We start from the raw sequence: 26,487 nt of genomic DNA, 5'->3' as shown, positions 1-26,487 counted from the left end.
AACATCAGATGTTACTCATCGAGGATGCCTCGCTGGCACCGTCCGAACTACCGAGTTCATCCCTGATTCGGGCGACGTATTCGATGAACTCCTGTGCTGTCCGCTGGCGTGGACGGTCGATATCGACAGTGAGCGTAGATCGCACAGTTCCGGAGTCGGCGTCCATGATGACCACACGATCAGCCAGGGTCACTGCTTCGTCGATGTCGTGGGTGACGAACACGACGGTCTGTTCGGTCTCACTCCAGATGTCGAGGAGCTCGCCGTGCAGGTGGTCACGCGTCCGGGCGTCGACACTGGCGAACGGTTCGTCCAGCAACAGGATCTCCGGATCGACAGCGAGAGCACGAGCGATCCCGACACGCTGTTTCATTCCGCCCGACAGCTCCTTCGGATACGCGTTCTCGAAGCCCTTGAGGCCGACAAGGTCGATCAGCTCCCGGACTCGTGCCTCACAGTCCGGGCAGTTACACGCGGGGCGATCAAGGCCGAACCGGATGTTCCCACGGACGGTTCGCCAGGGGAACAGTGCGTACTCCTGGAAGACCATGCCACGGTTCAGGCCTGGATCGGTGACCGGGTCCCCATCAACCAGAACTGAACCGCTATCGGGATTTTCGAGGCCCGCGATCGCCCGCAACAGCGTGGTCTTCCCACATCCCGATGGACCGACCACACAGCAGAACTCGCCCTCTGTGACCGAGAGGGAGACTCCTTCGAGCGCTCGGGTCGACTCGTAGGACCTGCTGACGTTCCGAACGCTGATCTTCTCACTGGACTCCTGGTCGGTGGACCGTCCCCCACTCAGCGCCATGCGAGGACCCTCCGTTCGACGAGTCGGAACCCGACGTCCATACAGAGAAACGCCAGGCTGATCAGGAACATGTACGCGACGCTGGTTGCCATCGCGAGATTGTTCGAGGCGTTGATGATCTCGTAGCCGACGCCGGGCGCGCCAAACAGTTCGGCCCCGACGACGATCATCCAGCACCGACCGATGCTCGTCCGAAACCCGGTCAACAACTGAGGGGCAGCGCTCGGTAGTGCGACGAGTTTCAGCATCGAGAGGTCGCGTTCCACACCGAGCGTCGAGGCGGCATCGGTCAGCTCAGGTGAAACACCGTCCACGCCACCGTACGCCCCGTAGAAGTTGATCCAGAACGCGCCGACGAAGACGATGAACGCCGCGCCGGTATGGTGGATTCCGAACCAGACAATTGCAAAGACCACCCACGCCAGTGGGGGAATCGGTCGAAGCATCCGGACGAGCGGCTGCAACCAGTCGTCGAATGTGCTGTTCCAGCCCATCGCTAGCCCGAGACTGATACCACACCCGGCACCGAGGAGGAGGCCAGGAACGTAGTGGAACAACGTCTGTGCGAGGTGTGCGAGCCCGGTCGGCAGCAATAGGTGGGAACCCAAGATGGGGACGGCAATCGTAGTCGAAGTCACAAACAGGTCGACAAATGCGTGCGCTGCATCGAGCGGTTCCGGCACCAGATAGGACGGCTGTGTCGTCACCGCAGCGAGCCACCAGACGAGGAGGAACACGAGGAGACCGCCCAGCCCGCGCAGATACCGCTGTAGGTCACTCTCGAAACTGTTGGCGACCACCGTGTCGGGACTGTGGTTTGTTCGGTGGGTCATTCTTGAATAGCGTCGTAAGGGTCGAACGCGAAGAGGTTCTCAGTCGCGACCGGCGCTTCGATGTTTCCGACGGTTGCGACGAACGCCCCCATCGTCTCGGTCTGATCAGTGATCGCGTGGGGATCTGAAACGAACGCAGATGCCCTGGAGTCCATGGCTGCCGTGGCGAGGTCCTCACTTACCCCCGAGCCGATCACTGATGCAGCGTGGGTTGCCGCTGTATCCGGCGCGTCTGTCGTGAACTCAGTCGCCGCAGCGTGCTGTTCGACCAGCGACTGCGCGACCACGCTGTCGTTGATCACCCGCTGATTTGCGAACAACACCGTGACCGGATGGTCTTCCAGTATCTCTCCGGACCAGGCGAGTTCGCCGAAGCCCTCGTCCTGACTGATGAGCGTCGCGAACGGTTCCTGAATGATCGTCGCGTCGATGTCGCCCGACTGGATCGTCTGGACCGCCTTCGCTGGCGGGACGGTCGACTTGGCGACGACGGTGTCCATCTCCCCGATATCGAGGTCCGCTTCGATCCAGTACCGAAGCACGGTGTCGGGGACGCTCCCGTCCGGCGGGACACCGAACCGTACCTTACGGCCATACTCCTGTTCGAAGCGCTCGAATGTGGCCGCCCCTTCCTGCTCGTAGCGGGCTACCAGCTCGGTCGTCGCCATGATTTTGAAACCGTTTTTCGAATTGGCTGCAAGGATACCGGCGTTGGTGCCTCTGTCCACGAGAACCATTGCAGGGGTAATGCCGAAGAGCGCAACGTCGACATCTCCGCTGGCAAATGCCTTGACGACGCTGGGACCAGAGCTGAACCGTTCTATTGTGATGTCTGCCGGGATGTCCTCGTAGTAGCCCGCCTGCTCCATCACGTAATGCTGCATATTCGGATAGATTGGCACGTATGCGACGGTTACCGAGTCGAGTGACCCGCCGCTTTGACCGAGACAGCCAGCCATCCCCGTCACAGCAACCGTGGTCGCGCCTGCTTTCTGGAGTAGTCTTCGGCGTGAGATCTGCTTCATCGGTGTTATTAATCTAAGGGCCGATTATAATAATACCTGTGATCCAATATGATTTAGCTAATAACTCGGGAGCGGGTGAAGACATCGCCGTGTTCAGTTCAGACTCAGCGCTAAACAGACGCAGCCGATGACCGTTTGTAATCTGAGTGAATCATCACTGCCGAAACAGGAAACAGTACGCTGTATTGGGGTACCACGGTCGAGAAGCCCGAAAGTGATTTCTGCTGCAGTCGGACGGCCAATATGATGCCCCACTGCACTCCCGTCGCAGTTACTCATGCCGCTGCCGTCTCCTCGCCAGCGTTCGCTTCGTTTCAGTGCTTGGTGACTGAGTAGTTCCCAGTAGCTGAGAACGCGCTAGCCCCGTTTTTTTGGGGGAGTCTAACAGAGGGGTATGGAAGAGTTCGACCACGAGGTAGACGCCCCGCGCGGCGCAACGAGTCGCGAGTGGGAGGTGTTCGTCCGCGAGGACACGGCGGACCCGCTCACCCACGTCGGAAGCGTCAGCGCGCCGTCCACAGACATCGCCAGAGAGCAGGCATCGTCGCTGTTCGCGCGGACTGCCGTCACGCTGTGGTTGTGTCCCGCCGACGAGACCCAGCGGTACCAGACGGACGATGCGACGCTCGGAACGGGGAACACGGGGGACGACGCCACCATGAGTGTCGACGAGATGGAATCGGAGACGCTCCGGGGTGAGAACCGATGATTTCTGTCTCGAAACTGCTCTGTGACCTCGACGCTGAAGGGGACGGCCTCCGGTACGACGCGGCCGACGAGTCGACCAAACGCCAGATCAGGGACGAGAAGCAGCGTCGGCCCGTCGTCGTCTGGAACGTCACCAAGCAGTGCAACCTCTACTGTGACCACTGTTACGCCGCCGCCGACACCGAAATCGCCGACGGGGAACTCTCGACTGCTGAGGGGAAAGCACTGCTCGATGACCTAGCGGACTACGGCGCGCCGGTGGTGCTGTTCTCCGGCGGCGAGCCGCTCGTCCGGCAGGACCTCGAAGAACTGGTCGCCTACGCGAACGAGGTCGGCGTCCGCCCGGTGCTTTCGACCAACGGGACGCTCATCACCGAGGAGCGCGCCCAGTCGCTCAAGGACGCCGGGCTGAAATACGCCGGCGTCTCAGTCGACGGCCTGCCGGAGCGAAACGACGACTTCCGTGGGGTCGACGGCGCGTTCGAGGGCGCGGTCCAGGGGATAGAGAACTGCCTGGACGCGGGACTGAAAACCGGCCTCCGGTACACAATCACCGAGCGCAACGCCGCTGATCTGGAGGGTGTTGTCGACCTGTTGACCGACGTTGGCGTGGACCGCTTCTGTTTCTACCATCTGGATTACGGCGGCCGCGGGACCGAGATTGTCGACGCCGACCTCACGCCCGAGGACCGTCGGCAGGCGGTCAAGCGGGTCTGTGATATGACTCGCGAGTACCACGACCGCGGCGAGGAGATCGAGACGCTACTGGTCGGCAACTACGCTGACGCGGCCTACCTCGTCGAGTACGCCCGCGAGCACATGAGCGAGGCACAGGCCCAGCGGGTGTACGAGTATCTGCGGGTCAACGGCGGGGACCCGACCGGCGAACGCGTCGCCGACGTGGACTACCAGGGCAACGTCCACCTCACGCAGTTCTGGCAGGGGTACTCGCTGGGGAACGTCCGCGACCGCTCGTTCGGCGCCATCTGGGAAGACGAGTCGAACCCGTTGCTTTCGGCACTCCGCAACCGCGAAGAGCACCTCACGGGCAAATGCGCCGACTGCCGCTACGCCGAGGTCTGCCGCGGGGCCTCCCGGCTCCGGGCACTCACCGTCGAAGACGACCTGTTCGCCCCGGACCCGCAGTGTTATCTGGAGGAGACGGAGATCCACGGGTCGCCGCCGTTCGATACCGGCGAGAACTCGGTGGCGAGCGGGAGCTCGGCCGACTGAGTCGGCAGCATCTAACCCCATTTTAATCCCCACCAAGCTGAGGGAGCTCACTCATTCTTGCACATCAGTAATTGCAACATGCGACCGTCGATTGACGGTCGTATCGTCGGGAAGCACACGCTCAGTCTCGTGGGACAGATGGGCGTTCTTCGGGCACTCGGCCGCCATGGACACGGCGGCCGGTTTGTTCTCTGTGAGAACGGGGGCGGACCGGGGCGTTTTTGCCCTGCCCCCCGTTATCGACACCTGTGCAGTCGGTTGAGCTACACGCGCATTCGTCGCTGTCGTACGACGGCCGGGACCCGGTCGAGCTCCTCTTAGAGCAAGCCAGCGCCGTCGGTCTGGACGCGCTGGCCGTGACTGACCACGACGAAATCGACGCCAGCCTCCGGGCGGCCGAACTTGCCCCGGAGTACGGCCTCGTCGGGATACCCGGGATGGAGGTCACATGTGCCGCCGGACACGTCCTCGCCCTGGGGATTCAAGAGGCGATTCCGCCACACCTCCCGTTCGAGGAGACGCTCGACCGCATTCGCGATCAGGGGGGACTTGCGGTCGTCCCGCATCCGTTCCAGGAGTCCCGCCACGGCGTACTGGAACACATCTCGAAGGCCGAACTCGCGACGGCCGACGCCATCGAAGTGTACAACTCGCGGCTATTGACCGGACGGTCGAACCGACAGGCCGAGCGGTTCGCTCGTCGCAAAGGGTTGCCGATGACCGCCGGCAGTGACGCCCACATCGCGGAGATGGTCGGGCAGGCAGTCACCAACGTCGGCACGGACGAACGAACGGCCGACGCGATTCTCGACGCCATCCGTGAGGGCAAGACGACCGTCGAGGGCAAGCGGACGCCGTGGCGGATTAGCTTCCGGCAGGCCGCCGGCGGAGCGAAGCGGCGCGTCAAGAACGGTATCGCGGAGCTACTCCAGTGATGCAGGGAGCCGACACGGACGCCGTCGCCGACGCCCTCGAAAGCGGCGACGCGCTGCCGGGAAGCGGCGGGTTCGCGGGCGAATTGGACGGAACGCTCCTCCGGGACGTTCTCGGGCGGTACCCGCTGTTCGTGGAGCGGACTGTTTCTGACAGGGAGCGCCTCGACCCCGAGCAGTGGAGCCACGACCCGACGGCGCTGGCCGACCCGCGGTCGTTCCCCGCCGGTCATATTCGGGACGACAACGGGACCCGACAGCGGTGGTCGTTCCCGTCGCCCGACCCGTTCAGCGACCGCGAGACAGCCATCAAGCGGGTCCGCGCCGTCGTCGAGACGAGTATCGACGCCGTCGACACCGATTCCCTCGCGATAGCGTTCTCCGGCGGCGTGGACTCGGCGCTGCTCGCGGCACGGCTCGACGCGCCGCTGTACGTCGCGGGCTTCCCCGACAGCCACGACGTTGAAGCGGCGCGGTCGGCTGCCGACCTGCTGGGAACCGAGGTTCGGGTCGTCGAACTGACCCACGACGCTATCGAGCGGGCCGTCCCCGAAATCGCACACGCCACCGGTCGAACCAACGCCATGGCGGTCCAGATTGCGCTCCCGCTGTATCTCGCCGCGGAACGGGTCGCCGCCGACGGCTTCGACCGGCTGGCGCTCGGCCAGGGAGCCGACGAGCTGTTCGGTGGCTACGCAAAAGTCGCAAAGGCCCCCGAGGACCCCCGCGTAGAAGCCGACACCGTCCGCGGGGCACAGCGGGAGGTCATCGGCTCGCTCCCCGACCAGTTGGAGCGGGACGTGCTCGCACTGCGGGCCGCCGGCGTCGAGCCGGTGACACCGCTGTTACACGACCGCGTCGTCGACGCCGCGCTCCGACTGGACGGAGAGCTGCTCGTGGACGGCGAGACGCGGAAGGTCGCGCTCCGGGCGGCAGCCCGCGGATCACTCCCCGACGAGATCGCAAACCGGGACAAGAAGGCCGCACAGTACGGCTCACTCGCCGCCCGGGAACTCGACCGTCTGGCCCGGCAGGCCGGCTACAAGCGCCGGATGGACGACCACGTCACGCAGTACGTCGAGTCGCTCGTGGAGTGAGTCACGGCTACGGCTCGCGTACCGCTTCGATTGCCTGCTGGCCGACCTCGACCACGTCAGCCGGGAGTTCCTCGCCCCGGGCCTGCAAGTCGTCAACAGAAAACCATTCCCAGTCATCGGCCGGCTGTTCGCCCGGCTCCGGTGTGATGTCGCGGCTATCTGCCCGGCCGTAGAAGATGAAGTCGATGTGCTGGTGGCCGACCTCGCCTTCGGCGTTGACGTTGATGTCCTCGAGCAGGAAATGCTGTGGCTGGGGCATCGACTGGACCGTTTCGCTCTCGATGTCCTGCTGTGGTGCGATCAGGTCCACGTCGAGGCCGAGTTCCTCGCGTGTCTCGCGCAGTGCGGCCTCGTGGGGGAGTTCGTCGCGGTCGATGTGGCCGCCGGCGGGCAGCCACATGCCGAGCTTACTGTGTTCGTGGAGCGCGACGCAGCCCTCGCTAACGACGTAGACAGTTGCGACAAAATGCCGAGTGGTCTCCATACCGACGGCACGGCACAGTCGGTGGTTTAGGTTACGATACCGGTTACGGGTGGATGTTGTCCTCAGCTTCCAGCAGTTCGTGGTAGCGGTTGCGGATGGTGACCTCGGAGATGTTGGCGACCTCGCTGACCTCGCTCTGAGTCACCTTCTCGTTGGTGAGCAGGGAGGCGGCGTACACCGCAGCGGCGGCGAGACCGACCGGCGACTTCCCGGAGTGGACGCCCTCTTGCTTTGCGTTCTGGAGCAGCTGGCGGGCGCGCCGTTCGACCTCCTCGGAGAGGTCCAGATCCGACGCGAACCGCGGGACGTAGCTCTCGGGGTCGGCCGGCTGGATTTCGAGGCTGAGTTCACGGACCACATAACGGTAGGTCCGGGCGATTTCGTCCTTCTCGACGCGGGAAACGCCGGCAATCTCATCGAGCGAGCGCGGCGTCCCGGCCTGTCGCGCGGCGGCGTACAGCGACGCCGTCGAGACGCCCTCGATGGAGCGGCCGGGCAGCAGGTCTTCGTCCAGTGCGCGACGGTAGATGACGCTGGCCGTCTCCCGGACGTTCTCGGGCAGTCCGAGCGCGGACGCCATGCGGTCGATTTCGCCCAGTGCCTGCTTGAGGTTGCGCTCCTTGGAGTCACGAGTGCGGAACCGCTCGTTCCAGGTGCGCAGTCGCTGCATCTTCTCGCGCTGGCGCGAGGACAGGGAGTTACCGTAGGCGTCCTTGTCCTGCCAGCCGATGTTGGTCGACAGGCCCTTGTCGTGCATCATGTTCGTCGTCGGCGCACCGACACGGGATTTCTCGTCTTTCTCCTTCGAATCGAACGCGCGCCACTCGGGACCGGGGTCGATCTCGTCCTCCTCGACGACCAGCCCACAGTCCTCACACACCGTTTCACCGCGCTCGCTGTCGGACAGTAACGACCCGTTACACTCCGGACAGACGAGCGTCTCCGACTCCTCTTCGTCCGTCTGCTCTGTCTCCGTCTCGCGCTCGTTCGAGTATCGGCGGATGCTGGTATCGGTCATTTGTTGGGGGTGGGACAACCGGGTATCGTACCCGAAAAACGTGTTGTAGCCTATTGTTGTATCTACGGCGACTTAAAACTTTTGTCCGTTTCAGAAGTCCAATTTTCCGAAGGGGAAACAAGAGTTGGCAATTCTTGTGTATTCGCTTCCACAATTATTAACTATGCTATATATCTGCCCGGTGTTTCGAAACGCTTACCGCGCATCCAGCACTCCGGCCCGACATGAGCGACCCCGCCGTCGATCCCGAGGAGGTCCGGCACGTCGCCGACCTCGCCCGTGTCGACCTCGCAGACGACGAGATCGAGCGGTTCACCGAGCAGTTTGGCGACATCCTCGACGCGTTCGAAGCGCTCGACGACGTCCCAGAGACAGAACGGGAGGCCGACCTCTCGAACGTGATGCGCCCCGACGAGACACGCGAGAGCCTCTCGCAGGAGGACGCGCTCCGGAACGCCAGTGATACCGAAGAAGGGCAGTTCAAAGGGCCGAAGGTGTCGTAGATGACGGCGTACAACGGCTACGTCACCGACGAGACCATCGAGGGCGCGGACGACGGCCCGCTGGCGGACAAGACCGTCGCGGTCAAGGACAACATCTCCACCGAGGGCGTCCGGACGACCTGTGGCTCGGCGATGCTTTCAGACTACGTCCCGCCGTACGACGCGACTGTCGTCGAGCGACTGAAAGACGCCGGCGCGACCATCCCCGGCAAGACGAACATGGACGAGTTCGGGATGGGGACGACCACCGAAACGTCCGCATACGGCCCCGTCGAGAACCCCGTCGCCGAGGGCCGCGTGCCGGGCGGTTCCTCCGGTGGCTCGGCCGCCGTCGTCGCTGCTGGCGATGCTGACCTCGCACTCGGCAGTGACACCGGTGGCTCCATCCGCTGTCCGGCCGCCTTCTGCGGTGTCGTCGGCATCAAGCCTACCTACGGGCTGGTCTCCCGGTACGGCCTCGTCGCCTACGCCAACAGCCTCGAACAGATCGGGCCCATCGCGCCGTCCGTGGAGGACGCCGCGGAACTGTTGGACGTCATCGCCGGACCGGACGAACACGACGCGACGACGCAGGAAGCGCCCGAGAGCGACGGCTCCTACGCGGCGGCCGCCGACGGCGACATCGACGGGCTCTCTATCGGCGTTCCGACGGAACTGCTGGACGGGGCCGACGAGGAAGTCGTCGAGACGTTCTGGGACGCGATGGACGACCTCGAAGCCCAGGGCGCGAGCTACCACGAGGTCGACCTCCCCTCTGTCGAACACGCTGTCGAGGCGTACTACGTCATCGCGATGTCGGAAGCCTCCTCGAATCTCGCGCGGTTCGACGGCGTTCGCTACGGGCAATCGGGCGGCTACGACGGCAACTGGAACGAATCCTTCGCAAATGCTCGCGAAGAGGGCTTCGGTGAAGAGGTCAAGCGCCGAATTCTGCTCGGAACGTACGCCCTCTCGGCGGGCTACCACGACAAGTACTACAAGAAGGCACAGGACGCCCGCGCCTGGGTCAAGCAGGACTTCGACGAGGCGCTTGAGGACGCCGACGTCCTCGCGTCGCCGACGATGCCCGTCCCGCCGATGAAACGCGGCGAGAGTTTGGACGACCCGCTCACGATGTATCTGGCCGACGCCAACACGACCCCGGTGAACCTCGCGAACCTCCCGGCCATCTCGGTTCCGGCCGGCGAGACCGGAGACGGGCTACCTGTGGGGCTGCAACTGGTCGGACCGGCGTTTGGCGAACGAGATATTATCCGGGCCGGCAGTGCACTAGCATAGGCACGCGAGTGAGCGAGGAGCGAACGAGCGCTTTTTCGCCCACGTTTTTCAAGGAGCGGTTCGCGAGCCGCGTTGCGGCGACGCGAACCCGACGCAGAAAAAGGTGGTCGTCGAACGAGAGATTATCCGGGCCGGCAGCGCACTAGCATAGGCACGCGAGTGAGCGAGGAGCGAACGAGCGCTTTTTCGCCCACGTTTTTCAAGGAGCGGTTCGCGAGCCGCGTTGCGGCGACGCGAACCCGACGCAGAAAAAGGTGGTCGTCGAACGAGATATTATCCGGGCCGGCAGCGCACTGGCCTGAGGCCGAATCCGAGCAGCCCCGTACGCTTTTTGTTCGTCATAACGAACGAACAATTATGGCTCCCCTTCCATCCACTACGTGGTCCCTCCGCGCACGCCTCCTCGCGCTCGTAGTGGTGCTCGTCGCCTTCGACGCCGTGGCTGTCGCCGTCGCGTACGTGCTGGGCCACGTCGCGTTCGGTCTCCTGCCGCTGGTCGGCTACGATACCGGGACGCTGTTCTGGACGATGGGGTTCGACATCGTGCCGCTGTGGCCCGTCGTCCTCGTCGGGACGCCGCTCGTCCTCGCCGTCCAGTCCATCTACGGCTACCGGATGACGCTCCGGGATTCCGGAACAACTGCGACCGAGTCCCCGGCGTCTGAGCCCGAGTCCGTCGACGCGATGCGGGCGAAGATACGGCGCAGCGAAACCGCCGACCGCCTCCGAGAACGGGTGGCTCGGCTTGCACAGACGGCGGATATGGCCACACCGGACGTGACAGTCATCGACTCCGAAACGCCCAACAGCTACGTCGCCAGCCGGCCCGGCGAGCAGACGCTGTTCGTGACCACGGCGCTCGTCGACCACCTCGACGACGCGGAACTCGACGCCGTCATCGCTCACGAACTGGCCCATCTGAAGAACGGCGACGCGTTCGTCATGACTGCGGCCGCGTTCCTCCCGACTGTCTGCGCGCTGTTCACTCGCACGCTCGGGAGAACACTGCAGTATTCGGTGCTTTGCCACTGGTTCCTCGGCGGCGACGACGAGGACGGGACGTGGGTCGCTGGCGGGAACATCCACCTCGTGATGTTGCTCTTCGCTGTCATCGCGATACCGGTCACGGCGACGCTGTATCTCGCCAGCACGGCCTGCTACCGACTCCTCTCGCGGATTCGGGAGTACGCCGCGGACGCGGGCGGTGTCGCCATCTGTGGCTCCCCGGCGGCGCTCGCCAGCGCGCTGGAGACGCTGACAGACGACCAGCGCCCGGACACGGACATCCGGACCGCCGAGACCGGCGTCCGAGAGCTCTGTGTGGTTCCACACGCCATTACGGCCGATGAGCAGACCGCACCGAACGGACGGGCCGAACGGCTCGCCCACCGGTGGCACAGCATCACCGAACGAGTCCTGCCCGGGTCGCATCCAGACGCCGACGACCGTATCGCTGCACTGGCGGAGCGACAGTCCGCCCTCGACCGGCGCGGGCAATCGTGACGAAGGGGTACAGTTTACTCGCCGGCGGCCCGAGAGAGCGTATGAGCGACGACGCCGAGGGGCGACTCAGCTGGCTCCACTGGCCGACAGTCCTGAAGGGGCTGGCACTGGGAATCGGGGCCGGCCTGATACTGGCCGTCTCGCTGGGTGATTTCTATATCGGCCTGGCGCTGGGGACGCTGAACGGGCTGGCCTTCGGTATCGGCTGGTCGCACTCGCGGGCCTGAGTTGGGCCGGCAAGCGCTACAGCACGCTGTCGTACACGTCGGCCAGTTTGTCGATGGCGTGCTCGACGCTGATCACGCCTCGCCGGGCAAGACAGCGCTCCCGAAGCCGTTCCTGATCGTCCAGCACGCGCTCGATAGCCCGTCGGAAGCCGTCGATGTCGCCCTCGTCGTAGGAGTAGCCGGTCTCGCCGTCCTCGATGGTGTCGCTGAGCGCGCCGGCGTCGACGCCCGCAACCGGCGTGCCACAGCAGTTGGCCTCAAGGGCGACCAGACCCTGCGTCTCGACGGGACTGGGGAACGCGAACACGTCTAGGGTAGTGTACAGTTCGGGGAGTTCCGTCCGGTCCAGAAAACCGAGAAAGCGCACGTCGACGTCGCTGTGTTCGGCCGTCGCTTCGAGTGATTCACGGGCCGGGCCGTCACCGCCGAACACGACAGTCACGTCCAACCCCTCGCAGGCCGTGATGATGTCTTCCAAGCACTTCTCGTAGCCGTGGCGGCCGGTGTAGCCGACGATAGGGCTATCGGGGAGGTCGTAGCGGTCCCGGAAGTCGGCCGTGTCGACCGGTTCGAACACGGTCGTGTCGACGCCGTTCGGAACGACCGTCACCGTCGTATCGAGGCCGATAGCCTCTCGGAGGTGAGTCGCCGCGCGCTCGCTTGGCGCGATCACGGTGTCGGCTCGGCCCAGGAACCAGCGTTCGTAGCTCTCGGCGCTGGAGCGGACCGCTGACTCGACAGCGCCGTTGAAGGAGACGTACTCGGCGTACTCGCTCGTCGGCGTGTGATACGACGCGACGAACGGGATATCGAGTTTACCAGCGAGTCGCTGGCCCGCCATCCCGAGGCTGAACGGAGTGTGGGCGTGGACCAGTTCGGCGTCCCGGACGCCCTTCGGTATCTGTGGCATGCCCAGGCGAAACCCCTCGTAGAATGGGAACGGAAGGCTCCGGACCGGATACTCGTTCTCGGACGGGTCGTGATTGCTCTTCGGATAGACCACGCCCATGCGACCGCCGCGGTCGCGCCAGCGGTCCCGCCACGTCTGGACCGTGTAGGTCACCCCATTGACGGTCGGCAAGTACGTGTCGGTGAACGTCGCGACGTGCGGCAGTGTCATCGCCGCGGCGTAGCAGGACCAGGCCTTAAACCGTTGCCATTGGCACGCCATCAGTCAGACAGTTGTCACTCGCTGGCGGGTGCCAGAGTTCTTTTGGGGGACCGTGGCACAGTTGGGGTAATGGATCGGGACGGCTGGCTGTACGCCTGGGCAATCGCATCGGTCGCGTTTGGCGCGGGCTCGTTGCTCGTTCCACTGTATTTCGTCGCCATCGGCGGCGAGACGTTCATGCTGGGCGTCCTCGCCGGGGTGGCCGCCGCCGCGGGTGCGCCGGGCGCACTCATCTTCGGACGCGTCGCTGACAAAACGGGGAAGCGGCGGTCGCTCGTCCTCCTCGCACTGGGGCTGGCGACTTCCGCGTTGTTGCTCGTCTCGCTCACCGAACAGCCGTGGCTGGTCATCGTCGGCAACGGCCTGCTGTGGTTCGCGGCCGGCGCGGCAGCGCCGGTGCTGACGCTGCTTGTCACCGCCGGAACTGTCGAGCGAGATTGGCCGGCGCGGTTCGCTGTCCTGAACCGCTACCAGGGCTGGGGGTGGGCCGGCGGGTTAGTCCTCGGCCTCGTGTGGACGACGCTGCTCTCGGGACCGCTTGGGGAGATCCCCGCTCAGCAGTCGCTCCTGTGGTTGTGTGCGGCTGCCGTCGGTCTGTCGGCGTTTCTCGGGGCGAAGTGGCTGCCGTCCGACCCCGATGAACTCGACCGGCCGCGGCCCAGTCGGGTGGCGCGGGCCATCGCCCGGTCGCGTCGGCTCCCGGTCCGGAGTGCGACGTTCCCGGTCGGTCAGGGGCGGCTGTACTGGCTCACGCGGTCGATACACCCCCGAGAAGTCGCGGCCCGGTTCTCCCCCTCGCTGACCATCTACTTCGGGGCCGTCGTCGCCTTCTTCGTCGGTTTCGGCGTGTTCTGGGGGCCGTTACCGCTGTATCTCTCCCGGACGCTCGGCTACGAATCGGGACTCGTCTTCGCGCTGTATCTCGTCTCCAGCGTCGGCTCGGCGCTGTGGTACGACCGCGCCGGTTCGCTCGCCGAGCGGTACGACCCGAGTGGACTTCAGGTGGGGAGCCTGCTGGCCCGCGCGGCGCTCCACCCGGCCGTTGCCGTCGTGGGACTGCTCCTCCCGGTCACGCTCGTCGGCACAGCGGTCAACGGCATCGTGTTCGTCCTCATCGGCGTCGCCTGGGCCGTCATCGCCGTCACCGCGGCCAGCGTCGTCACCCAGCTCGCGCCGCCGGCGATTCGCGGCGAGGCGCTCGGGCTGTACACCGCGATCTCCGGGCTGGCGAGCGGCGGCGGGTCGATACTCGGCGGCTGGCTCGGCGGCTACGACTTCCTGTTGGCGTTCGGCGTCGCAGGCGGGCTGGTGCTGGTCGGCGCGGCGCTGGTCGCGGTCGTCTGGCGGCGCTCGCCGACGATGTCTGTCGACAGCGAACCGCTCTCGGCGTAACAATCGTCGGCTTCGAACGCCGCTCAGGCCAGTTCTTCGTACGTCTCGACCAGCCGCCGGCCGACCCGGTCCAGACTGTGCTCTCTGGCCGTCTCTTTGGCGTTCTCGCCCAGTCGCTCCCGCAGGTCGGGGTTCTCGGCGAGACGCTCCAGCGCTTCGCGGAACTCCGCTTCGTCCGCGCAGATGAGACAGTCGTGGCCGTCCTCGTAGTACTCCCGGAACACCGGGATGTCCGAGAGGACGACCGCCTTCCCGCAGGCCATCGCCTCCAGCACGGCGATGCCCTGGTTCTCGGCCTTCGTCGGGAACAGGTACACGTCGCCGGCCCCGAACGCGCCGCGGATGTCCTCGATCCACCCGGTAAAGGTCACGTTCTCGGGCGGGTCGTTCACCCACCGCGAGACGGTCCTGGAGGCCTGTGGCCCGGCGTCGTATGGGCCGAACCATGCGAAGTCGTGCTCCGTTCGCTGGGCGAGTTCACAGAACGTCGTCAGCCCCTTGCGTTCGAAGACGTTGCCGACAGCGAAGACGACCATCCCGTCGAGGTCGTAGCGCCGCCGGTAGTCCTCGCGCAGGTCCTCGTAGCCCGCCAGCGCGTCGATGTCGACGCCGTTCGACATCGGCCGTATGGGCGCGTCGACGGGATAGGATTCGAGTATGTTCTTCGTGTATTCGGAGGGACAGAGCACGAGGTCGGCCTGGGAGTAGAACCACTTCAAATAGCGGCCCAGCGCCGGCGCGACCAGGTTCGACCCGCGGAAACTGTCCCGGAAGTCCTCGCGGGTGACGTGAGCGTGCAGGACGAGCGGGATGTCCGCCTGCGCCGCGTGCTGCGCCACGGCGACGGAGCCGGGTCCGATCATGTTGCAGTGGGCGATGTCGAACTCGCGGAACACCGGGTCGTTGAAGGCGATATTGCCACCCAGTGCCCACGCCGGATGGCCCTCCTGCCAGGGCGTCGTCTCCACCTCGATGTCGGTCTCGGACAGCGCCGCCCGCTGGTGGTCAACGGCGGTGCCGATGCCCGACCGGTCGAGGCGGTCGGCCAGTTCGAGATAGTTCAGGACGCGCACGTCTCGGGGCTCTCCGGCCGGGCCGAAAATCCTATCGACTTCACCTGTGGGGCTGTGATTAGAAGCGTTTACTTACCAAACAAACGTTCAGAACAGCCAGAAAGCCCCCGCGCTATCGACTCCCGCGGCTCGCTGTGCGCTTCCCTCGCTCACTCCGTTCACTCAGTCCAGTGCTTGCTTCACCGGGGTTCGTCGATAGCGCGGCCCCTTTCAGTCCCACCCGTGTCGGCTGGTCGAACAGTCACAGGTGGGACTGAAAGGGGCGAGACGCTGGGCGTTCGAGACGAAGCAAGCACTGCATGAGCGACGGTAGGGAGCGAAGAAGCGCGCAGCGAGTGCGCGGCGCTCCGCGCCGCGACCACTCGAACGGCGAGCGAAGCGAGCCGTGAGAGTCGCAGTAGCCCAGCGTCTCGGGGCTTTCTGGCTGTTTACAAAGCTACCAAACCGTGCGTCGACAATTGCTAGCTCGTTCGGAAGGCATTTTCCCGCCGCCGACACAGTACCGGCAATGACGGACGAGGCGACCATCGCCCGCGAGCGGATCGAGCGCCTCCAGTCACTCGCTCGCGAGGCCGTCCAGGCCGGCAACGAGGAGCGCGCCCGGTCGTACGTCCGCCGGGCTCGTCGGGTCGCCGAACGCCACCGCCTGCGCCTGCCGCGGTCGTTCGAGCGGTCGACGTGTGACGCCTGCGACACGTACCTGCTGCACGGACACAACGCCCGATCCCGGACCCAGTCCGGCCACGTCGTCATTACGTGTGACTGTGGGGCACAGTCCCGCTATCCGTACGACTGAGGATTCTTTACGACTGCTGGTTTTAAGGGGCTGTCTTCGCTAAACGGTGTACATGAGTGACTCTTCTCGACAGTCGCGGATACACGACCTCGACGCGACGCTCCGCGTTGGCAAACACGGCATCGAATCCGTAGCGGACGAACTCGACGACCAACTGGAAAACACGGACCTCGTGAAGGTCAAGTTCCTCCGGTCGTCCCGGGGCGGCACAACGGCCGAGGAACTCGCTGACGACCTGGCCGAGATGGTCAACGCTGAGGTGATTCAAGTGCGGGGCCACACCGCGGTGTTCGAGAAATGATGCAGGTCCAACCGCTCACCGACCTACTCAATGGCTTCGGCGTACCGGCGGCCGGGTCCATCGCCTCGGCAGTGGTCTTCGTCGTCGCCTTCGTCCTCGTCTACGCATTGGGGAAGGCGATAGTGCTCCCCATCGTCGACCGCTCGCTCAAGTCACGGGACCTCGATACCCACGCACGGCGGCCGCTGAAGAAGGTCGTCAGCATCGGTGTCGTGTTCGTCGCCATCTCCGTCGCCTTCGGGATGGCCGAGTACGGGAACTTCCTACAGTCGCTGGCAACCATCGCCGCCGCGGCGACGCTTGCCATCGGCTTCGCGATGCAGGACGTCATCCAGAACTTCGTCGCCGGCGTGTTCATCTACACCGACAAGCCGTTCCGGATCGGCGACTGGATCGAGTGGGACGGCAACTCCGGCGTCGTCGAGGACATTAGTCTCCGTGTTACCCGCGTCCGGACCTTCGACAACGAGCTGCTGACCGTGCCGAACTCGAATCTGACCGATGGCGTCATCAAGAACCCCGTCGCCAAGGAGCAACTCCGACTGAAGTTCGTGTTCGGTATCGACTACGACGACGACATCGACGAGGCGACTGAAATCATTCTCGACGAGGCCAGGGCACACCCGGAGATTATGGACGACCCCGAGCCATCGGTTCGCCTCGTTGAACTCGGTGACTCCTCCGTCGGACTGCAGTCCCGTATCTGGATCAAGAACCCGAGTCGGTCCGACTTCGTCAAGACGCGCGCTGAATACGTCAAGGCAGTCAAGCAACGCTTCGATGCCGAGGACATCAATATGCCGTACCCGAACCGGACCATCGGTGGCGGGCTGGAGATGACCGGACTCGACGGCGTCGTGGAGCCGGCCGACGACTGAACCGCACAGTAGCGTATTTTGGCTGTAAATGGCCGGGGTATCTGGCTACCGTGTCGGTATCGCCATACTCGTGCTTCGGTCGCGGCCTCCGTCACCTCGGGACAGTAAGTCCATTCCGTTCACTGGCAGAACTAAGCCGCCGCTGTCGGACGGTTTGGGTGGAGAAGATCTGCGATGGGCGCTGCGGGATTTGCACCCGACTGCGAGACTCGCTCTCGCTCGTCTCGCGTGGTTCAAATCCCGCAGCCGACGCTCCTCACCGCTCACTGTCGTTCGCACAGAAATCACGGGCGCTGAGGGCGCTCGTTCGTGGGGCGAGCGAATCCCCTTGATAGGCGTGAGGCAACCGAATTCGAGCGCTCTTAGATACACCGAAAAATACAGTAATCTGTGAACCCATAGGTTTCTGTATGCCTAGTATCACCGTCAATGTGGACAACGACCTCAAGGAGCGAATGGAGAGCCACCCGGAAATCAACTGGAGCGAAGTCACGCGACAGGCCATAGAAGAAAAAATCGAGGCGCTCGAAGTGATGGACGAACTCACCAGTGAGAGCGATCTCACCGAGAGCGACGTACAGGAAATCGCCGACAAAATAAACGAGAGCGGACGTAAGCGCGTTGACGAGGAATCGGCGTAGAGACGACGAATGAAGCTGGTCATTGACGCCAACGTCGTCATCTCTGCACTCATCGCTGACTCAAAAACGCGTGAGCTCATCGTCACACTCGAACCCGACCTCCTGACACCCGCCTTCGTCCACGAAGAAATCGAGAACTACGAGGAGCTAATCGTGAAGAAATCCGGGATGGAGCCGGACCGAGTGACACAATTCATCGACCTCCTGTTCCAGTACATCGAAGTTGTTCCTGGTGACGACTTCTACCAAGCTATCGAACAGGCAAAGGAAGCAATCGGTGACACCGACCCGGACGATGTTCTCTACCTAGCGTGTGCGATTACCAACGATGCAGCCATCTGGAGCGATGATTCCGACTTTAACGAGCAGAATCTGGCCGAGACTCACTCGACGACTGACGTGATCAACTCGTTTGACACCCGCTAAACGCCTGAGTAAGTTCCTCGGCGGCGCGCAGTGGAGACGGAGGAAATCCACCAGAAGGCACAAGCTCCGTTCCGAACCGTTTGGTTATCGAACGAAAGCAACAACATTGCACTTAAGAGCAATACCGATCCTTCGCAGTCTGGCGATTTGCCCCTCGAAAATCCGTTACGGGCGCTGCGGGATTTGCACCCGACTGCGAGACTCGCTCTCGCTCGTCTCGCGTGGTTCAAATCCTGCAGCCGACGCTCCTCACCGCTCACTGTCGTCCGCGCAGAAATCACGGGCGCTGAGGGATTTGAACCCCCGACGGTTTGGTCCGAAGCCAAGCACTCTGTCCAAGCTGAGCTAAGCGCCCTACGTACAATGGTATGATGACGTTATGGTTTAAACCAACCGGTTCCGCCGCGCCATGGGACCGCAGTCACGGGATTACTCCGAAACCGCTTCAGCCGTGTCGGAGTCGGTGTCAGCAGCGACCTCGGCCACGACAGCCTCCGTGTCGACGCCTCGTTCTTCGGCGAGTGCCTCGATGAGTGCGCGCTGTTCGGCCAGTTCCTGTTCCATCCCGTCGACGCGGGTGTTCGTCTCGTCGACGGTGCTGCGCAGGTCCTCCAGCTGCGACTTCAGCTCGTTGACCTTCTTGTAGAGGTCCTCGGCGATGTCGGCGACCTTCTGTATCTTTTTCGCGGTGGAACCCAGTCCCATAGCCACGGTTACGGAGAGGCGACATTTCCTCGTTTCGCTCGAACGTCGCTGTTATGACGCCGCCGGACCGAGCAACGGTATGGACGACTTACGGCTCGCTCCGGCTGTCGGCATCGTCGGTTGCGTTCTGTATCTCCTTGCACTTGCGGTCCCGTACGGCCTCGTCGAGACGACCAGTGCCGTGGGGGCGTACTACAGTTCAGGGGCGCTATCCCCGCTGCTACCGGGCGTATTCGCGCTCGTCTGTATCATCGTGCTGGCGGCCGGCCGCGAGGGTCGGTCGGACCCGAGTGTCGCGGCGGGGGCCAGCATCGGCATGGGCGTGTTCATCGTCGCCCTCAGCGTCCTCTGGGCAGTCACCGTTCCCGAGAGCCTCGTGCTGGGACTGACTGAGTCGACACTGATGGAGTACCACCGCTGGGGTGTCGTCCTCGCAGGTGCGCTCATCCCGCTCGGTGGGACATGGTTCGCCCGGGCGCTGGACCTGCTGTAGGCCGGTCTGCCCACCGGCGCGTCGTCCAGCGGTCTGTGGGCGCATCCGAAAGGCCCTTATGGGGCGGCGGCGGAGTTTCAGATGGACTAGGTCGGGGGGCTAGGCCCCCCTCCTCGCCCGCACTGTGGTCTTGAGCGGGGACCGAACACCGGGGGCGTCCGGTCTGACGGACGTGGACCCCGTAAGCTAACGTGGAAGCCTCGTCCCACGGGGACGGCGGTCCGCGTGGTCGCACCTGCAGGGGTGCGCCCATGTGGTTAAACGATGGCACTCCGCCAGGCACGGAAGTGAGCAGCGGACCATCGAACACCCGTCGCTCGTGGGGTCGCGGGGTGGAGGAGGCAAACGGGATTACCCGCGTCCGAACGCCGGGCCATCCTGGCTGTCCGTTCCATTCATACCTGCGTTTAATTTCCCCGAGCAGCCGTATTGCAGTCGTTTTCCGAAAGCTATCGACGCAATCTGTACGTCGCTCGGGTGCCGGTCAACGGAGGTTGACGACCGCGGTCCACCATCCGCTGGACCACGCTCCCGGCTTATGATTGACCAACACACTACAGAGGGACACCAATGAAGGGGTGTCTTAGATATGTCCTTCAGATTTAGCTCTGTATATTTAGAATGTAAACACCAAAAACAGCAGATAGGACTGGAATCTCTATTTTCTATCGATTATGGTCTTTTCACACTACAACTTTGCATATCGGCTCCCAACTTACCTTTTGAAGTCGACAGTATCCATCATACACAACTGGTTTCGGACGCTCTATGACTACCGAGAGCCACACTGGAGACTACGGTGGCCCGCCGGCAGCACTGTCGTCGGCGTTCCACTCCTGCAGTTCCTTCCGCCGGATCTTCCCGCTGGTCGTCTGTGGCAACATATCGGCGAACTCGATCTCGCGAGGGTACTCGTACTCGGCGAGGGCCTCTCTGACGACGGACCGGATTTCTGTCCGGAGCGTATCGTGGTTCGGCGCGTCCTCGGCTGCCTCGACGTAGGCCTTGATGATCTCGCCGCGCGTGTCGTCGGGCACGCCGATGACGCCCGCCTGGACCACGTCGGAGTGTTCGAGAATCGCGCTCTCGACCTCCATCGGGCCGACGCGGTAGCCGCTGGTGATGATGACGTCGTCCTTGCGCGATTTGAACCAGACGTAGCCGTCGTCGTCCCGTCGGGCCAGGTCACCGGTGACGAACCAGCCCTCGACCTCCTTGGCTGCGGTTTTGTCTGGCATGTTCCAGTACTCGTCGAAGAACACCGAACGGTCGTGGGGTCGCAGCGCTATCTCGCCGAGTACGCCGGTCGAGAGCGGCTCAGCAACGCCGCGGTCGGCGGCGTCGGGGTCGAGAATCGTCAAATCGTATCCTGGCAGCGGCTTACCCATGCTGCCGGGCTGGGTGTCGAACCAGTTGGCGTTGTTGGCGACGACGAGGTTCAGCTCCGTCTGGCCGTAGAACTCGTTGATGGTGACGGAGTCGAACGTCTCCGCCACCCAGTCGACGATTTCGGGCGTCAGCGACTCACCGCCGACGGCGAACGTCTCGATGGCCAGGTCGTACGCCGCCGTCGGGTTCTCGACGTCCATCAGCATTCGGAGGGCGGTAGCCGGCATGAACGACCGGGTAACGCCGAACTCAGAAAGCAGGCTGAACGCCTCCTCGGCATCGAACCCCGAGGCGGGGTAGCCGACGATGGTTCCGCCGTGGTGCCACGTCGCGAAGAGCGTCCCCCCGAGCGCCGCGCCCCAGGCCCAGTCCGCGGGCGTCCAGACCGTCGCGTCCGGTCCCAGCCCTTGATCGAAGAAGTTGTACGCGGCTGCGGCTCGCCCGAGCCAGAGCGCGTGTGCGTGACGGACGCCTTTCGGCGGCCCCGTCGACCCGCTCGTGTACAGTATCGCCGTATCGGTGTCCGGCGTGGACTCGTAGGGTTCGATATCGGTGTGTTCCGGCGCGGCGAGCACATCCTCGAAGGCGTGGACATCGCCCGCCGGTGCGTCGGTTTCGATCTCGACGACGTGTTCCAGCGCCGGACAGTCGTCCCGGACTGCATCGATATCGTCGCGCACGGCGGGGTCGATAACCGCGGCGGTCGCGCCGGCGTCGTCCAGCCGATACCGGAGTGCGTCCGTCCCGAACAGGACCGTCAGCGGAACCGAGACGGCTCCGAGCTTCCAGTTCGCCAGGTGTGTGATCGGGTTCTGTGGCTTCTGTGGCACGACGACGCCGACCCGGTCGCCGGCCTCGACACCGAGGCCGGCCAGCCCCGCGGCGAGCCTGTCCGATAGCTCGTCCAGTTCGCGGAACGTGTACTGCTCGCGCCGCCCGTCGGGGTATGCCTGTTCGAGCGCCACCCTGTCGGGGTCGTCGTGTTTTTGCAGAAAATCGACCGCCGGATTGTACGACGCCGGGAGGTCCCAGTCGAACTGATCGCGGGCCTCGTCGTACCCCTCGAAGTCCGGCATCACTGTCCAGACCATGGCATATCGGTCGCCTGGGTGGCTGTTGCGTCTTTCGGTCGAATCACCGACGCTGCGACCGAGCCGGCAGAACTTTCCGTCTTCCCCTCCCGACTTGACCGTGGACTCTACCGACATCCGCGAGGAGTGGGCCGACCGGTCCGGCGAATACTCCCCCGCGTATTATGCCTACTATGGAGCGGACGAGACGAGTGAGCTAGTGCAGTCGATACTTGCGGAGCACGTCGAGCAGGACGCGGCTATTCTCGAGGTCGGGTGTAGCTCCGGGCGGCACCTCGCTGCACTGTCTGACGCTGGCTACTCGGATCTGACCGGGGTCGATATCAACGCCGACGCGTTAGATGTCCTCGCCGAGACGTACCCCGACCTTGCGGCCACCGGTTCGTTCCACGCGATGGCTATCGAGGAGTTCGTCACGGATGTCGCGGACGACGCGTACGACGTCGTCTTCTCCGTCGAGACGCTGCAGCACCTCCACCCGGACGTGGACTGGGCGTTCGAGGAGTTGGCGCGTATCGTCGATGACCTGCTGATCACCGTCGAGAACGAGGGCGGCGACCCGGGTGAAGTAAACTACGTCGACGACAACGTCCCGCTGTACTATCGGGACTGGAACGCGGTGTTCACAGACTGTGGACTTACTGAAGTGGATTCGATAGATGGGAAGCGGGACACCGTCCGCATATTTCAGGCACCTAAGTGAGTTGTTGCACAGATAGGCCTATATTAGGGCATATAAAGTTAGATATTGATAAGTACATCCTATATATGTGCTATTCGGCAAGAGAATGAGCGTAATTAGAAGATTACGTGGTACTTAGGGAACTCAAGTCCAACTTCAGACGTGATCTGTGGCTCGATAGAGGTCCATCTCTCACGACAGACTCACTGGGACACCAGAATAACGTATGTACGTCTGTCATCCGTGATGTTCCGTATTACTGAACGGCAGTTCGCCTGATGGGAAATGGATTACCGACCGACGGAAGGAAGTTTCTTGTGTATCTCTGTGAAAAGTGCCGTTTGTACCGACTATATGTCTACCGCCGGTAACTGATGCTCTCCAACTGATGCCCTCCACAGCTAGTGTCTGTGTCCCCTTGCGACAGGCAGAAAATAAGCCGTTGGCAGCGCAAGATTGATGTATTGTTGCAGTTTGCTACTCTGTATGAGGTACTACCAGCTACGCGACGGGAACTCACAGCGGTTAGCGGTCGAAACTGGGGACGGTGTGTACGATTTGACCAGCGTCAAACCGCAACTCCGCACGTTCCGTGACCTCCTCAAGTCGGCCTCGATTGCGGAGACTGCACCGGACGAACTCAGTGCCCGCCATCTCGATGCCGCTGAAGCGGTGTCCGAGCGGCGACTTGAAGCCGATGCTACCGACCCCGTCACTGCCGACGAAGTCTGGGCCGCCGGCGTTACGTACCAGATCAGTGAAGAAGCGCGGACAGAGGAAAGCGACACGCCGGAGATGTATCTGTACGTGCACGACGCGGAGCGACCGGAGATCTTCTTCAAGTCGACGCCCAATCGGACTGTCGGCCCCAACGAAGCAGTCGGTATCCGGGCCGACTCGGACTGGGACGTGCCCGAGCCCGAGCTTGCGATCGTTCTCTACGAGGGAGAAATCGTCGGGTACACTGTCGGCAACGACATGAGCAGTCGGTCTATCGAGGGGGAGAACCCGCTGTACCTCCCTCAGGCCAAGGTGTACGACCGTTGTTGTTCGGTCGGCCCGGCCGTCGTCACGGACATCGAAGACCCACACTCGCTGGCGCTCTCGATGTCGATCCACCGCGACGGTGAGCGTGTCTACCACGGGGAGACCAACACCAGCGAGATGAAACGCACCTGCGAGGAACTCGTCTCGTACTACACCGCACACAACGCGGTCCCCGAACTATCAGTGCTACTTACCGGGACCTCGCTCGTTCCCGACGACGACTTTACGCTGCAGGAAGGGGACGAAGTCACCATCGACATCGAGTCTATCGGAACGCTGAAAAATCCCGTCACGGTCGTCTGAGCGGCTAGTGAACCGGGAGCGGGGCCGCGGTCTCTCTGGGAACCCCTTCGCATGGGGTTTCACAGCGTGATACCCCACTCGGCCCTCGACTGGTTCCGATTGCGTGCCTGTGTGTCGGTCTGCTGTGAGGATTTGTCCCGACAGAGTTTTGTCACCCGTCGGTTGCCTACACGCTCTATGGGTATCTCTACTTGCGACAATCGGCCGGAACGTACGTGTCTGTGTGCGGTGATATGCCATCGATATGTCGTGACAGAAACCGGTGTGGCATCGAGGTCACCGCTCTGTCCCAGATGTTTGAACAACTGTTTAATACGAGGGCGTACCATGATCGGGTATGGCAAAGACCGCTCAAAACCCAGTCAAATCCGCCGAGACGACGTTCGAGGTGCTTGACGCACTGAAAGACCTCGACGGGGCCGGTGTCACCGAACTGGCCCAGCATCTCGACATCCCGAAGAGCACGGTTCACAACTATCTGAGCACGCTGGAACAGGAGGAGTACGTTGTCAACAGGGACGGTGTGTACGAGGTAGGGCTCCGGTTTCTGGAGCTGGGGGCATACGCCCGCCACCGGGAGAAACTGTTCGGGATCGCGAAGCCAGAGGTCGATCGGTTGGCCGCAGAAACCGGCGAACTCGCGAATATTCTCGTCGAAGAACACGGCCGCGGGTCGTACCTGTACCGTGCTCGGGGAGACAAAGCTGTCCAGGTCAAGGCCCACGTCGGAACACGCGTTCCGCTTCATACGACAGCGCTGGGAAAAGCGATCCTCGCACATATGTCGACCGAACGGGTCGATGCGATCGTCGACCGCCACGGACTCGGCGGGGAGGCCAGCAAGTCGATCAGTAGTAGAGCGGAACTGGAGCAAGAGCTAGCGGACGTCCGGGACCGCGGCGTCGCTTTCGACGACGAAGAGCGTCTCGAAGGGCTCCGCTGTGTCGCTGCCCCAGTGCTCAACCACGATAACGAAATCATCGGTGCGATTAGCGTTTCGGGACCGACAAATCGGTTCCGTGGCGATCGGTTCCGCGAGGAACTCCCACAGAAGGTGCTGGAAGTCGCCAACGTCATCGAGCTGAACGTTACCTATTCGTAACAGCAGTGTTCAGAAAAGGTGAACGGTAGTACAGTATTGTGACAGCGGTAATTAAACAGCGTATTTCGACAATAGCACCGTCCTTGGCCAGTGATTGCAGAACAGCACAGACTAGTCAGGAGGGTACTGGAAGTATGTCTGGAAGGCGTTTCGAGCATGTGTTTCGGTCCCGCGACACGAACGAGTAGACACGAGTTCCGGCTTTCATCTCATAGATGCCGGTTCTAGGTTTTGTTTGATAAATAGCCACTATACGTATCATTCATCATGAGTGAACGACGTTCCAACGCTATCTTACACCGTGTGGTACTATATAGTACCACGCCCCTGACGCGGTCCCTATCTCAATAATGGATGTACTACTGTTACTCTAAACGAGGGATATCGACTATCGGTTTCCTATCACTGGATACGTTCTAAGTAGTAGCTAAACCCACCGACTTTCGAGGGAGTACACCCAAATACTGTATTTATATACGAGTCTCCGAGATATAGCGCTAATTCAGTGCCTGAAAAATAGATAGAGGAAAATATATTCATAAGTTTGGGTAGATTGGATTATATTTGCCGGTACTGAGCTAGAGTTCGAGCCATCCGTCGATGGATCTTGCTTGGCAGAGACACAACGATGGCTATCGCTTCGGCAGTGTCTCCCGGCAATCGGGTACGGTTACGCGAGGAACTGGACGCCCAGGGACAGCAGGAACAGTACCACGATCCCGATCGATGACAGTTCGAGCCACCGGGACCGCACGTCGGCGGACCTGATACTTGCGACGAACAGCGTTCCGACGACGCCGACGACGACGACCAGTGCCAGATACACCGCGTTGAGCGCTGATGCCATATGATACCATTTCACAGCGGTACAGTAAACACTAGTGGTTGAGCGCGCCCTCCACAACGATAATGAGAGCCAATCACATAGACAGGGGCATGCGTCTCGAACTCCGAATCTGTAAACACTGCCACGAGGGGGATCACGGCAACGCCGAAAAGACGGCTGTGACACAGGATATGGTCGCCTGCGCCGAACAGGTCCGCGAGTACAAGGACCTCATCGGACTGGATGCGCTCTATATCACGAAGGTGACGGAAGGCGACCCCGGCGGCGCGGAGGCGCTGGACGTCATCGTCGCCAGCATCGAGGGTGACCAGGTTGCACTCTCGGATACACAACTGGTCATGGAAGACGGCGACGGCAACATGCTCGTCTACCCGGAACCGAAAGACATCCTCCAGGTCCTGACTCGGAACCTGAATCAGATTCAGGAACAGACCCGGCAGGACGTCGACGTCGAGCTATCGCCCGAAGGACAGGCACTGATCGCGTAGTCGCACG

29 protein-coding genes, 1 tRNA gene and 1 other RNA gene are annotated in these 26,487 nt (G+C 62.8%); 20 read left to right on the top strand and 11 right to left on the bottom strand.

Annotated features, from left to right (window positions below):
* Positions 1 to 4: 4 nt before the first annotated feature.
* Genes VI340_RS08865 through VI340_RS08855 form a run of 3 tightly spaced genes read right to left on the bottom strand, consistent with a single transcriptional unit; the run spans position 5 to position 2,672 of the window.
* The gene (locus tag VI340_RS08865; RefSeq protein WP_008313183.1) at positions 5 to 814 is read right to left on the bottom strand and encodes an ABC transporter ATP-binding protein; all 810 of its coding nucleotides are present in this window, start codon (positions 812 to 814) and stop codon (positions 5 to 7) included.
* Complete coding sequence (locus VI340_RS08860) at positions 805 to 1,647, bottom strand: ABC transporter permease (RefSeq protein WP_008313184.1); 843 nt, start codon at positions 1,645 to 1,647, stop codon at positions 805 to 807. Before VI340_RS08860 ends, VI340_RS08865 begins: the two co-directional genes overlap by 10 nt.
* Positions 1,644 to 2,672 carry an ABC transporter substrate-binding protein gene (locus tag VI340_RS08855; protein ID WP_080504343.1) on the bottom strand — a complete coding sequence of 343 codons (1,029 nt, stop codon included), beginning with the start codon at positions 2,670 to 2,672 and terminating at the stop codon, positions 1,644 to 1,646. Before VI340_RS08855 ends, VI340_RS08860 begins: the two co-directional genes overlap by 4 nt.
* 394 nt (positions 2,673 to 3,066) lie before the next feature.
* Between VI340_RS08855 and VI340_RS08850 the strand changes: the two genes are divergently transcribed.
* The 4 genes from VI340_RS08850 (at position 3,067) to VI340_RS08835 (ending at position 6,642) form a co-directional block, all read left to right on the top strand.
* Entirely contained in the window at positions 3,067 to 3,381 is a 315-nt protein-coding gene (locus tag VI340_RS08850; RefSeq protein WP_008313186.1) for an Htur_1727 family rSAM-partnered candidate RiPP, read from the top strand.
* Positions 3,378 to 4,613, top strand: a complete 1,236-nt coding sequence (locus VI340_RS08845; RefSeq protein WP_008313188.1) for a TIGR04347 family pseudo-SAM/SPASM protein — start codon at positions 3,378 to 3,380, stop codon at positions 4,611 to 4,613. Before VI340_RS08850 ends, VI340_RS08845 begins: the two co-directional genes overlap by 4 nt.
* Before the next feature lie 248 nt (positions 4,614 to 4,861).
* Entirely contained in the window at positions 4,862 to 5,548 is a 687-nt protein-coding gene (locus tag VI340_RS08840; protein WP_008313190.1) for a PHP domain-containing protein, read from the top strand.
* Positions 5,548 to 6,642, top strand: coding sequence for an asparagine synthase C-terminal domain-containing protein (locus VI340_RS08835; RefSeq protein WP_336329266.1), 1,095 nt, complete (start codon positions 5,548 to 5,550; stop codon positions 6,640 to 6,642). The genes VI340_RS08840 and VI340_RS08835 overlap by 1 nt, the downstream gene beginning before the upstream one ends.
* Before the next feature lie 7 nt (positions 6,643 to 6,649).
* Here the strand turns inward: VI340_RS08835 and VI340_RS08830 are convergent, their stop codons facing one another.
* Together VI340_RS08830 and VI340_RS08825 are read right to left on the bottom strand one after the other, a co-directional pair.
* Positions 6,650 to 7,126: an NUDIX hydrolase gene (locus tag VI340_RS08830; RefSeq protein WP_336358219.1), complete on the bottom strand. Its 477-nt coding sequence runs from the start codon at positions 7,124 to 7,126 to the stop codon at positions 6,650 to 6,652.
* A 43-nt stretch (positions 7,127 to 7,169) separates the two neighbouring features.
* On the bottom strand, positions 7,170 to 8,144 hold the full coding sequence (locus tag VI340_RS08825) for a transcription initiation factor IIB (RefSeq protein ID WP_008313196.1): 975 nt from the start codon (positions 8,142 to 8,144) through the stop codon (positions 7,170 to 7,172).
* Between the two features lie 224 nt (positions 8,145 to 8,368).
* Between VI340_RS08825 and gatC the strand changes: the two genes are divergently transcribed.
* The 4 genes from gatC to VI340_RS08805 all read left to right on the top strand — a co-directional run bounded on the left by gatC (position 8,369) and on the right by VI340_RS08805 (position 11,655).
* Positions 8,369 to 8,647, top strand: coding sequence for an Asp-tRNA(Asn)/Glu-tRNA(Gln) amidotransferase subunit GatC (gene gatC, locus VI340_RS08820; RefSeq protein ID WP_008313198.1), 279 nt, complete (start codon positions 8,369 to 8,371; stop codon positions 8,645 to 8,647).
* Positions 8,648 to 9,925, top strand: coding sequence for an Asp-tRNA(Asn)/Glu-tRNA(Gln) amidotransferase subunit GatA (gene gatA / locus VI340_RS08815; protein ID WP_008313199.1), 1,278 nt, complete (start codon positions 8,648 to 8,650; stop codon positions 9,923 to 9,925).
* A 357-nt stretch (positions 9,926 to 10,282) separates the two neighbouring features.
* Positions 10,283 to 11,428: a M48 family metallopeptidase gene (locus tag VI340_RS08810; RefSeq protein ID WP_049943104.1), complete on the top strand. Its 1,146-nt coding sequence runs from the start codon at positions 10,283 to 10,285 to the stop codon at positions 11,426 to 11,428.
* 41 nt (positions 11,429 to 11,469) lie between these two features.
* Positions 11,470 to 11,655, top strand: a complete 186-nt coding sequence (locus VI340_RS08805) for a hypothetical protein (protein WP_336358218.1) — start codon at positions 11,470 to 11,472, stop codon at positions 11,653 to 11,655.
* A 16-nt stretch (positions 11,656 to 11,671) separates the two neighbouring features.
* Here the strand turns inward: VI340_RS08805 and VI340_RS08800 are convergent, their stop codons facing one another.
* Positions 11,672 to 12,775, bottom strand: coding sequence for a glycosyltransferase (locus tag VI340_RS08800; protein ID WP_008313206.1), 1,104 nt, complete (start codon positions 12,773 to 12,775; stop codon positions 11,672 to 11,674).
* 120 nt (positions 12,776 to 12,895) lie between these two features.
* On the opposite strand from VI340_RS08800, the gene VI340_RS08795 reads away from it, so the two are divergent.
* Positions 12,896 to 14,218 (top strand): MFS transporter, encoded by a 1,323-nt coding sequence (locus tag VI340_RS08795; protein WP_336358217.1) that lies wholly within the window; start codon positions 12,896 to 12,898, stop codon positions 14,216 to 14,218.
* A 23-nt stretch (positions 14,219 to 14,241) separates the two neighbouring features.
* Here VI340_RS08795 and VI340_RS08790 read toward each other — a convergent pair whose 3' ends face one another.
* Entirely contained in the window at positions 14,242 to 15,291 is a 1,050-nt protein-coding gene (locus tag VI340_RS08790) for a glycosyltransferase family 4 protein (RefSeq protein ID WP_336358216.1), read from the bottom strand.
* Between the two features lie 508 nt (positions 15,292 to 15,799).
* Here VI340_RS08790 and VI340_RS08785 point away from each other — a divergent pair.
* From VI340_RS08785 to VI340_RS08765, 5 genes are all read left to right on the top strand, one after another.
* Positions 15,800 to 16,087: a ribonuclease P protein component 4 gene (locus VI340_RS08785; protein ID WP_004591847.1), complete on the top strand. Its 288-nt coding sequence runs from the start codon at positions 15,800 to 15,802 to the stop codon at positions 16,085 to 16,087.
* A 52-nt stretch (positions 16,088 to 16,139) separates the two neighbouring features.
* Positions 16,140 to 16,388 (top strand): YhbY family RNA-binding protein, encoded by a 249-nt coding sequence (locus tag VI340_RS08780; protein WP_008313216.1) that lies wholly within the window; start codon positions 16,140 to 16,142, stop codon positions 16,386 to 16,388.
* Entirely contained in the window at positions 16,388 to 17,266 is an 879-nt protein-coding gene (locus VI340_RS08775) for a mechanosensitive ion channel family protein (RefSeq protein WP_044951907.1), read from the top strand. The genes VI340_RS08780 and VI340_RS08775 overlap by 1 nt, the downstream gene beginning before the upstream one ends.
* 410 nt (positions 17,267 to 17,676) lie before the next feature.
* Positions 17,677 to 17,907 (top strand): hypothetical protein, encoded by a 231-nt coding sequence (locus VI340_RS08770; protein WP_336358215.1) that lies wholly within the window; start codon positions 17,677 to 17,679, stop codon positions 17,905 to 17,907.
* Between the two features lie 9 nt (positions 17,908 to 17,916).
* Positions 17,917 to 18,333 (top strand): PIN domain-containing protein, encoded by a 417-nt coding sequence (locus VI340_RS08765; RefSeq protein ID WP_336358214.1) that lies wholly within the window; start codon positions 17,917 to 17,919, stop codon positions 18,331 to 18,333.
* Positions 18,334 to 18,613: 280 nt separating this feature from the next.
* Here VI340_RS08765 and VI340_RS08760 read toward each other — a convergent pair.
* Both VI340_RS08760 and VI340_RS08755 read right to left on the bottom strand, forming a co-directional pair.
* Positions 18,614 to 18,688, bottom strand: a tRNA-Arg gene (locus VI340_RS08760).
* 74 nt (positions 18,689 to 18,762) lie between these two features.
* Positions 18,763 to 19,038, bottom strand: a complete 276-nt coding sequence (locus VI340_RS08755) for a DUF5798 family protein (RefSeq protein WP_008313225.1) — start codon at positions 19,036 to 19,038, stop codon at positions 18,763 to 18,765.
* 79 nt (positions 19,039 to 19,117) lie between these two features.
* Between VI340_RS08755 and VI340_RS08750 the strand changes: the two genes are divergently transcribed.
* Complete coding sequence (locus VI340_RS08750) at positions 19,118 to 19,531, top strand: DUF7548 family protein (protein ID WP_008313228.1); 414 nt, start codon at positions 19,118 to 19,120, stop codon at positions 19,529 to 19,531.
* Between the two features lie 79 nt (positions 19,532 to 19,610).
* Positions 19,611 to 19,923: signal recognition particle sRNA (gene ffs, locus VI340_RS08745), an RNA gene on the top strand.
* A 402-nt stretch (positions 19,924 to 20,325) separates the two neighbouring features.
* Here ffs and VI340_RS08740 read toward each other — a convergent pair.
* Positions 20,326 to 22,011, bottom strand: coding sequence for an acyl-CoA synthetase (locus VI340_RS08740; RefSeq protein WP_336358213.1), 1,686 nt, complete (start codon positions 22,009 to 22,011; stop codon positions 20,326 to 20,328).
* A gap of 100 nt (positions 22,012 to 22,111) precedes the next feature.
* On the opposite strand from VI340_RS08740, the gene VI340_RS08735 reads away from it, so the two are divergent.
* From VI340_RS08735 to VI340_RS08725, 3 genes are all read left to right on the top strand, one after another.
* Positions 22,112 to 22,714, top strand: coding sequence for a class I SAM-dependent methyltransferase (locus VI340_RS08735; RefSeq protein ID WP_336358212.1), 603 nt, complete (start codon positions 22,112 to 22,114; stop codon positions 22,712 to 22,714).
* A gap of 465 nt (positions 22,715 to 23,179) precedes the next feature.
* Positions 23,180 to 24,043 carry a fumarylacetoacetate hydrolase family protein gene (locus tag VI340_RS08730; RefSeq protein WP_008313235.1) on the top strand — a complete coding sequence of 288 codons (864 nt, stop codon included), beginning with the start codon at positions 23,180 to 23,182 and terminating at the stop codon, positions 24,041 to 24,043.
* Between the two features lie 337 nt (positions 24,044 to 24,380).
* Positions 24,381 to 25,145 carry an IclR family transcriptional regulator gene (locus VI340_RS08725; protein WP_008313236.1) on the top strand — a complete coding sequence of 255 codons (765 nt, stop codon included), beginning with the start codon at positions 24,381 to 24,383 and terminating at the stop codon, positions 25,143 to 25,145.
* Positions 25,146 to 25,815: 670 nt separating this feature from the next.
* Here VI340_RS08725 and VI340_RS08720 read toward each other — a convergent pair.
* The gene (locus VI340_RS08720; RefSeq protein WP_008313239.1) at positions 25,816 to 25,992 is read right to left on the bottom strand and encodes a hypothetical protein; all 177 of its coding nucleotides are present in this window, start codon (positions 25,990 to 25,992) and stop codon (positions 25,816 to 25,818) included.
* A gap of 89 nt (positions 25,993 to 26,081) precedes the next feature.
* Here VI340_RS08720 and VI340_RS08715 point away from each other — a divergent pair, with 89 nt between their 5' ends.
* Positions 26,082 to 26,480 (top strand): hypothetical protein, encoded by a 399-nt coding sequence (locus VI340_RS08715; protein WP_008313240.1) that lies wholly within the window; start codon positions 26,082 to 26,084, stop codon positions 26,478 to 26,480.
* Positions 26,481 to 26,487 lie beyond the last annotated feature (7 nt).

It is taken from the genome of Haloarcula sp. CGMCC 1.6347 (genome assembly GCF_037078395.1).
Classification (GTDB): Archaea; Halobacteriota; Halobacteria; order Halobacteriales; family Haloarculaceae; genus Haloarcula; species Haloarcula amylolytica.
This window is presented reverse-complemented; position numbering and strand designations above follow the sequence as displayed.

What these genes read in the sequence shown, in the direction of transcription:
- VI340_RS08805 (WP_336358218.1), top strand. Translation starts at nt 11,470, where the DNA reads ATGAGCGACGACGCCGAGGGGCGACTCAGCTGGCTCCACTGGCCGACA.
- VI340_RS08740 (WP_336358213.1), bottom strand. Translation starts at nt 22,011, where the DNA reads ATGGTCTGGACAGTGATGCCGGACTTCGAGGGGTACGACGAGGCCCGC.
- VI340_RS08865 (WP_008313183.1), bottom strand. Translation starts at nt 814, where the DNA reads ATGGCGCTGAGTGGGGGACGGTCCACCGACCAGGAGTCCAGTGAGAAG.
- VI340_RS08720 (WP_008313239.1), bottom strand. Translation starts at nt 25,992, where the DNA reads ATGGCATCAGCGCTCAACGCGGTGTATCTGGCACTGGTCGTCGTCGTC.
- VI340_RS08835 (WP_336329266.1), top strand. Translation starts at nt 5,548, where the DNA reads ATGCAGGGAGCCGACACGGACGCCGTCGCCGACGCCCTCGAAAGCGGC.
- gatC (WP_008313198.1), top strand. Translation starts at nt 8,369, where the DNA reads ATGAGCGACCCCGCCGTCGATCCCGAGGAGGTCCGGCACGTCGCCGAC.
- VI340_RS08765 (WP_336358214.1), top strand. Translation starts at nt 17,917, where the DNA reads ATGAAGCTGGTCATTGACGCCAACGTCGTCATCTCTGCACTCATCGCT.
- VI340_RS08800 (WP_008313206.1), bottom strand. Translation starts at nt 12,775, where the DNA reads ATGACACTGCCGCACGTCGCGACGTTCACCGACACGTACTTGCCGACC.
- VI340_RS08855 (WP_080504343.1), bottom strand. Translation starts at nt 2,672, where the DNA reads ATGAAGCAGATCTCACGCCGAAGACTACTCCAGAAAGCAGGCGCGACC.
- VI340_RS08775 (WP_044951907.1), top strand. Translation starts at nt 16,388, where the DNA reads ATGCAGGTCCAACCGCTCACCGACCTACTCAATGGCTTCGGCGTACCG.
- VI340_RS08845 (WP_008313188.1), top strand. Translation starts at nt 3,378, where the DNA reads ATGATTTCTGTCTCGAAACTGCTCTGTGACCTCGACGCTGAAGGGGAC.
- VI340_RS08810 (WP_049943104.1), top strand. Translation starts at nt 10,283, where the DNA reads ATGGCTCCCCTTCCATCCACTACGTGGTCCCTCCGCGCACGCCTCCTC.
- VI340_RS08825 (WP_008313196.1), bottom strand. Translation starts at nt 8,144, where the DNA reads ATGACCGATACCAGCATCCGCCGATACTCGAACGAGCGCGAGACGGAG.
- VI340_RS08725 (WP_008313236.1), top strand. Translation starts at nt 24,381, where the DNA reads ATGGCAAAGACCGCTCAAAACCCAGTCAAATCCGCCGAGACGACGTTC.
- VI340_RS08730 (WP_008313235.1), top strand. Translation starts at nt 23,180, where the DNA reads ATGAGGTACTACCAGCTACGCGACGGGAACTCACAGCGGTTAGCGGTC.
- gatA (WP_008313199.1), top strand. Translation starts at nt 8,648, where the DNA reads ATGACGGCGTACAACGGCTACGTCACCGACGAGACCATCGAGGGCGCG.
- VI340_RS08785 (WP_004591847.1), top strand. Translation starts at nt 15,800, where the DNA reads ATGACGGACGAGGCGACCATCGCCCGCGAGCGGATCGAGCGCCTCCAG.
- VI340_RS08755 (WP_008313225.1), bottom strand. Translation starts at nt 19,038, where the DNA reads ATGGGACTGGGTTCCACCGCGAAAAAGATACAGAAGGTCGCCGACATC.
- VI340_RS08750 (WP_008313228.1), top strand. Translation starts at nt 19,118, where the DNA reads ATGGACGACTTACGGCTCGCTCCGGCTGTCGGCATCGTCGGTTGCGTT.
- VI340_RS08830 (WP_336358219.1), bottom strand. Translation starts at nt 7,126, where the DNA reads ATGGAGACCACTCGGCATTTTGTCGCAACTGTCTACGTCGTTAGCGAG.
- VI340_RS08850 (WP_008313186.1), top strand. Translation starts at nt 3,067, where the DNA reads ATGGAAGAGTTCGACCACGAGGTAGACGCCCCGCGCGGCGCAACGAGT.
- VI340_RS08780 (WP_008313216.1), top strand. Translation starts at nt 16,140, where the DNA reads ATGAGTGACTCTTCTCGACAGTCGCGGATACACGACCTCGACGCGACG.
- VI340_RS08770 (WP_336358215.1), top strand. Translation starts at nt 17,677, where the DNA reads ATGCCTAGTATCACCGTCAATGTGGACAACGACCTCAAGGAGCGAATG.
- VI340_RS08715 (WP_008313240.1), top strand. Translation starts at nt 26,082, where the DNA reads ATGCGTCTCGAACTCCGAATCTGTAAACACTGCCACGAGGGGGATCAC.
- VI340_RS08795 (WP_336358217.1), top strand. Translation starts at nt 12,896, where the DNA reads ATGGATCGGGACGGCTGGCTGTACGCCTGGGCAATCGCATCGGTCGCG.
- VI340_RS08860 (WP_008313184.1), bottom strand. Translation starts at nt 1,647, where the DNA reads ATGACCCACCGAACAAACCACAGTCCCGACACGGTGGTCGCCAACAGT.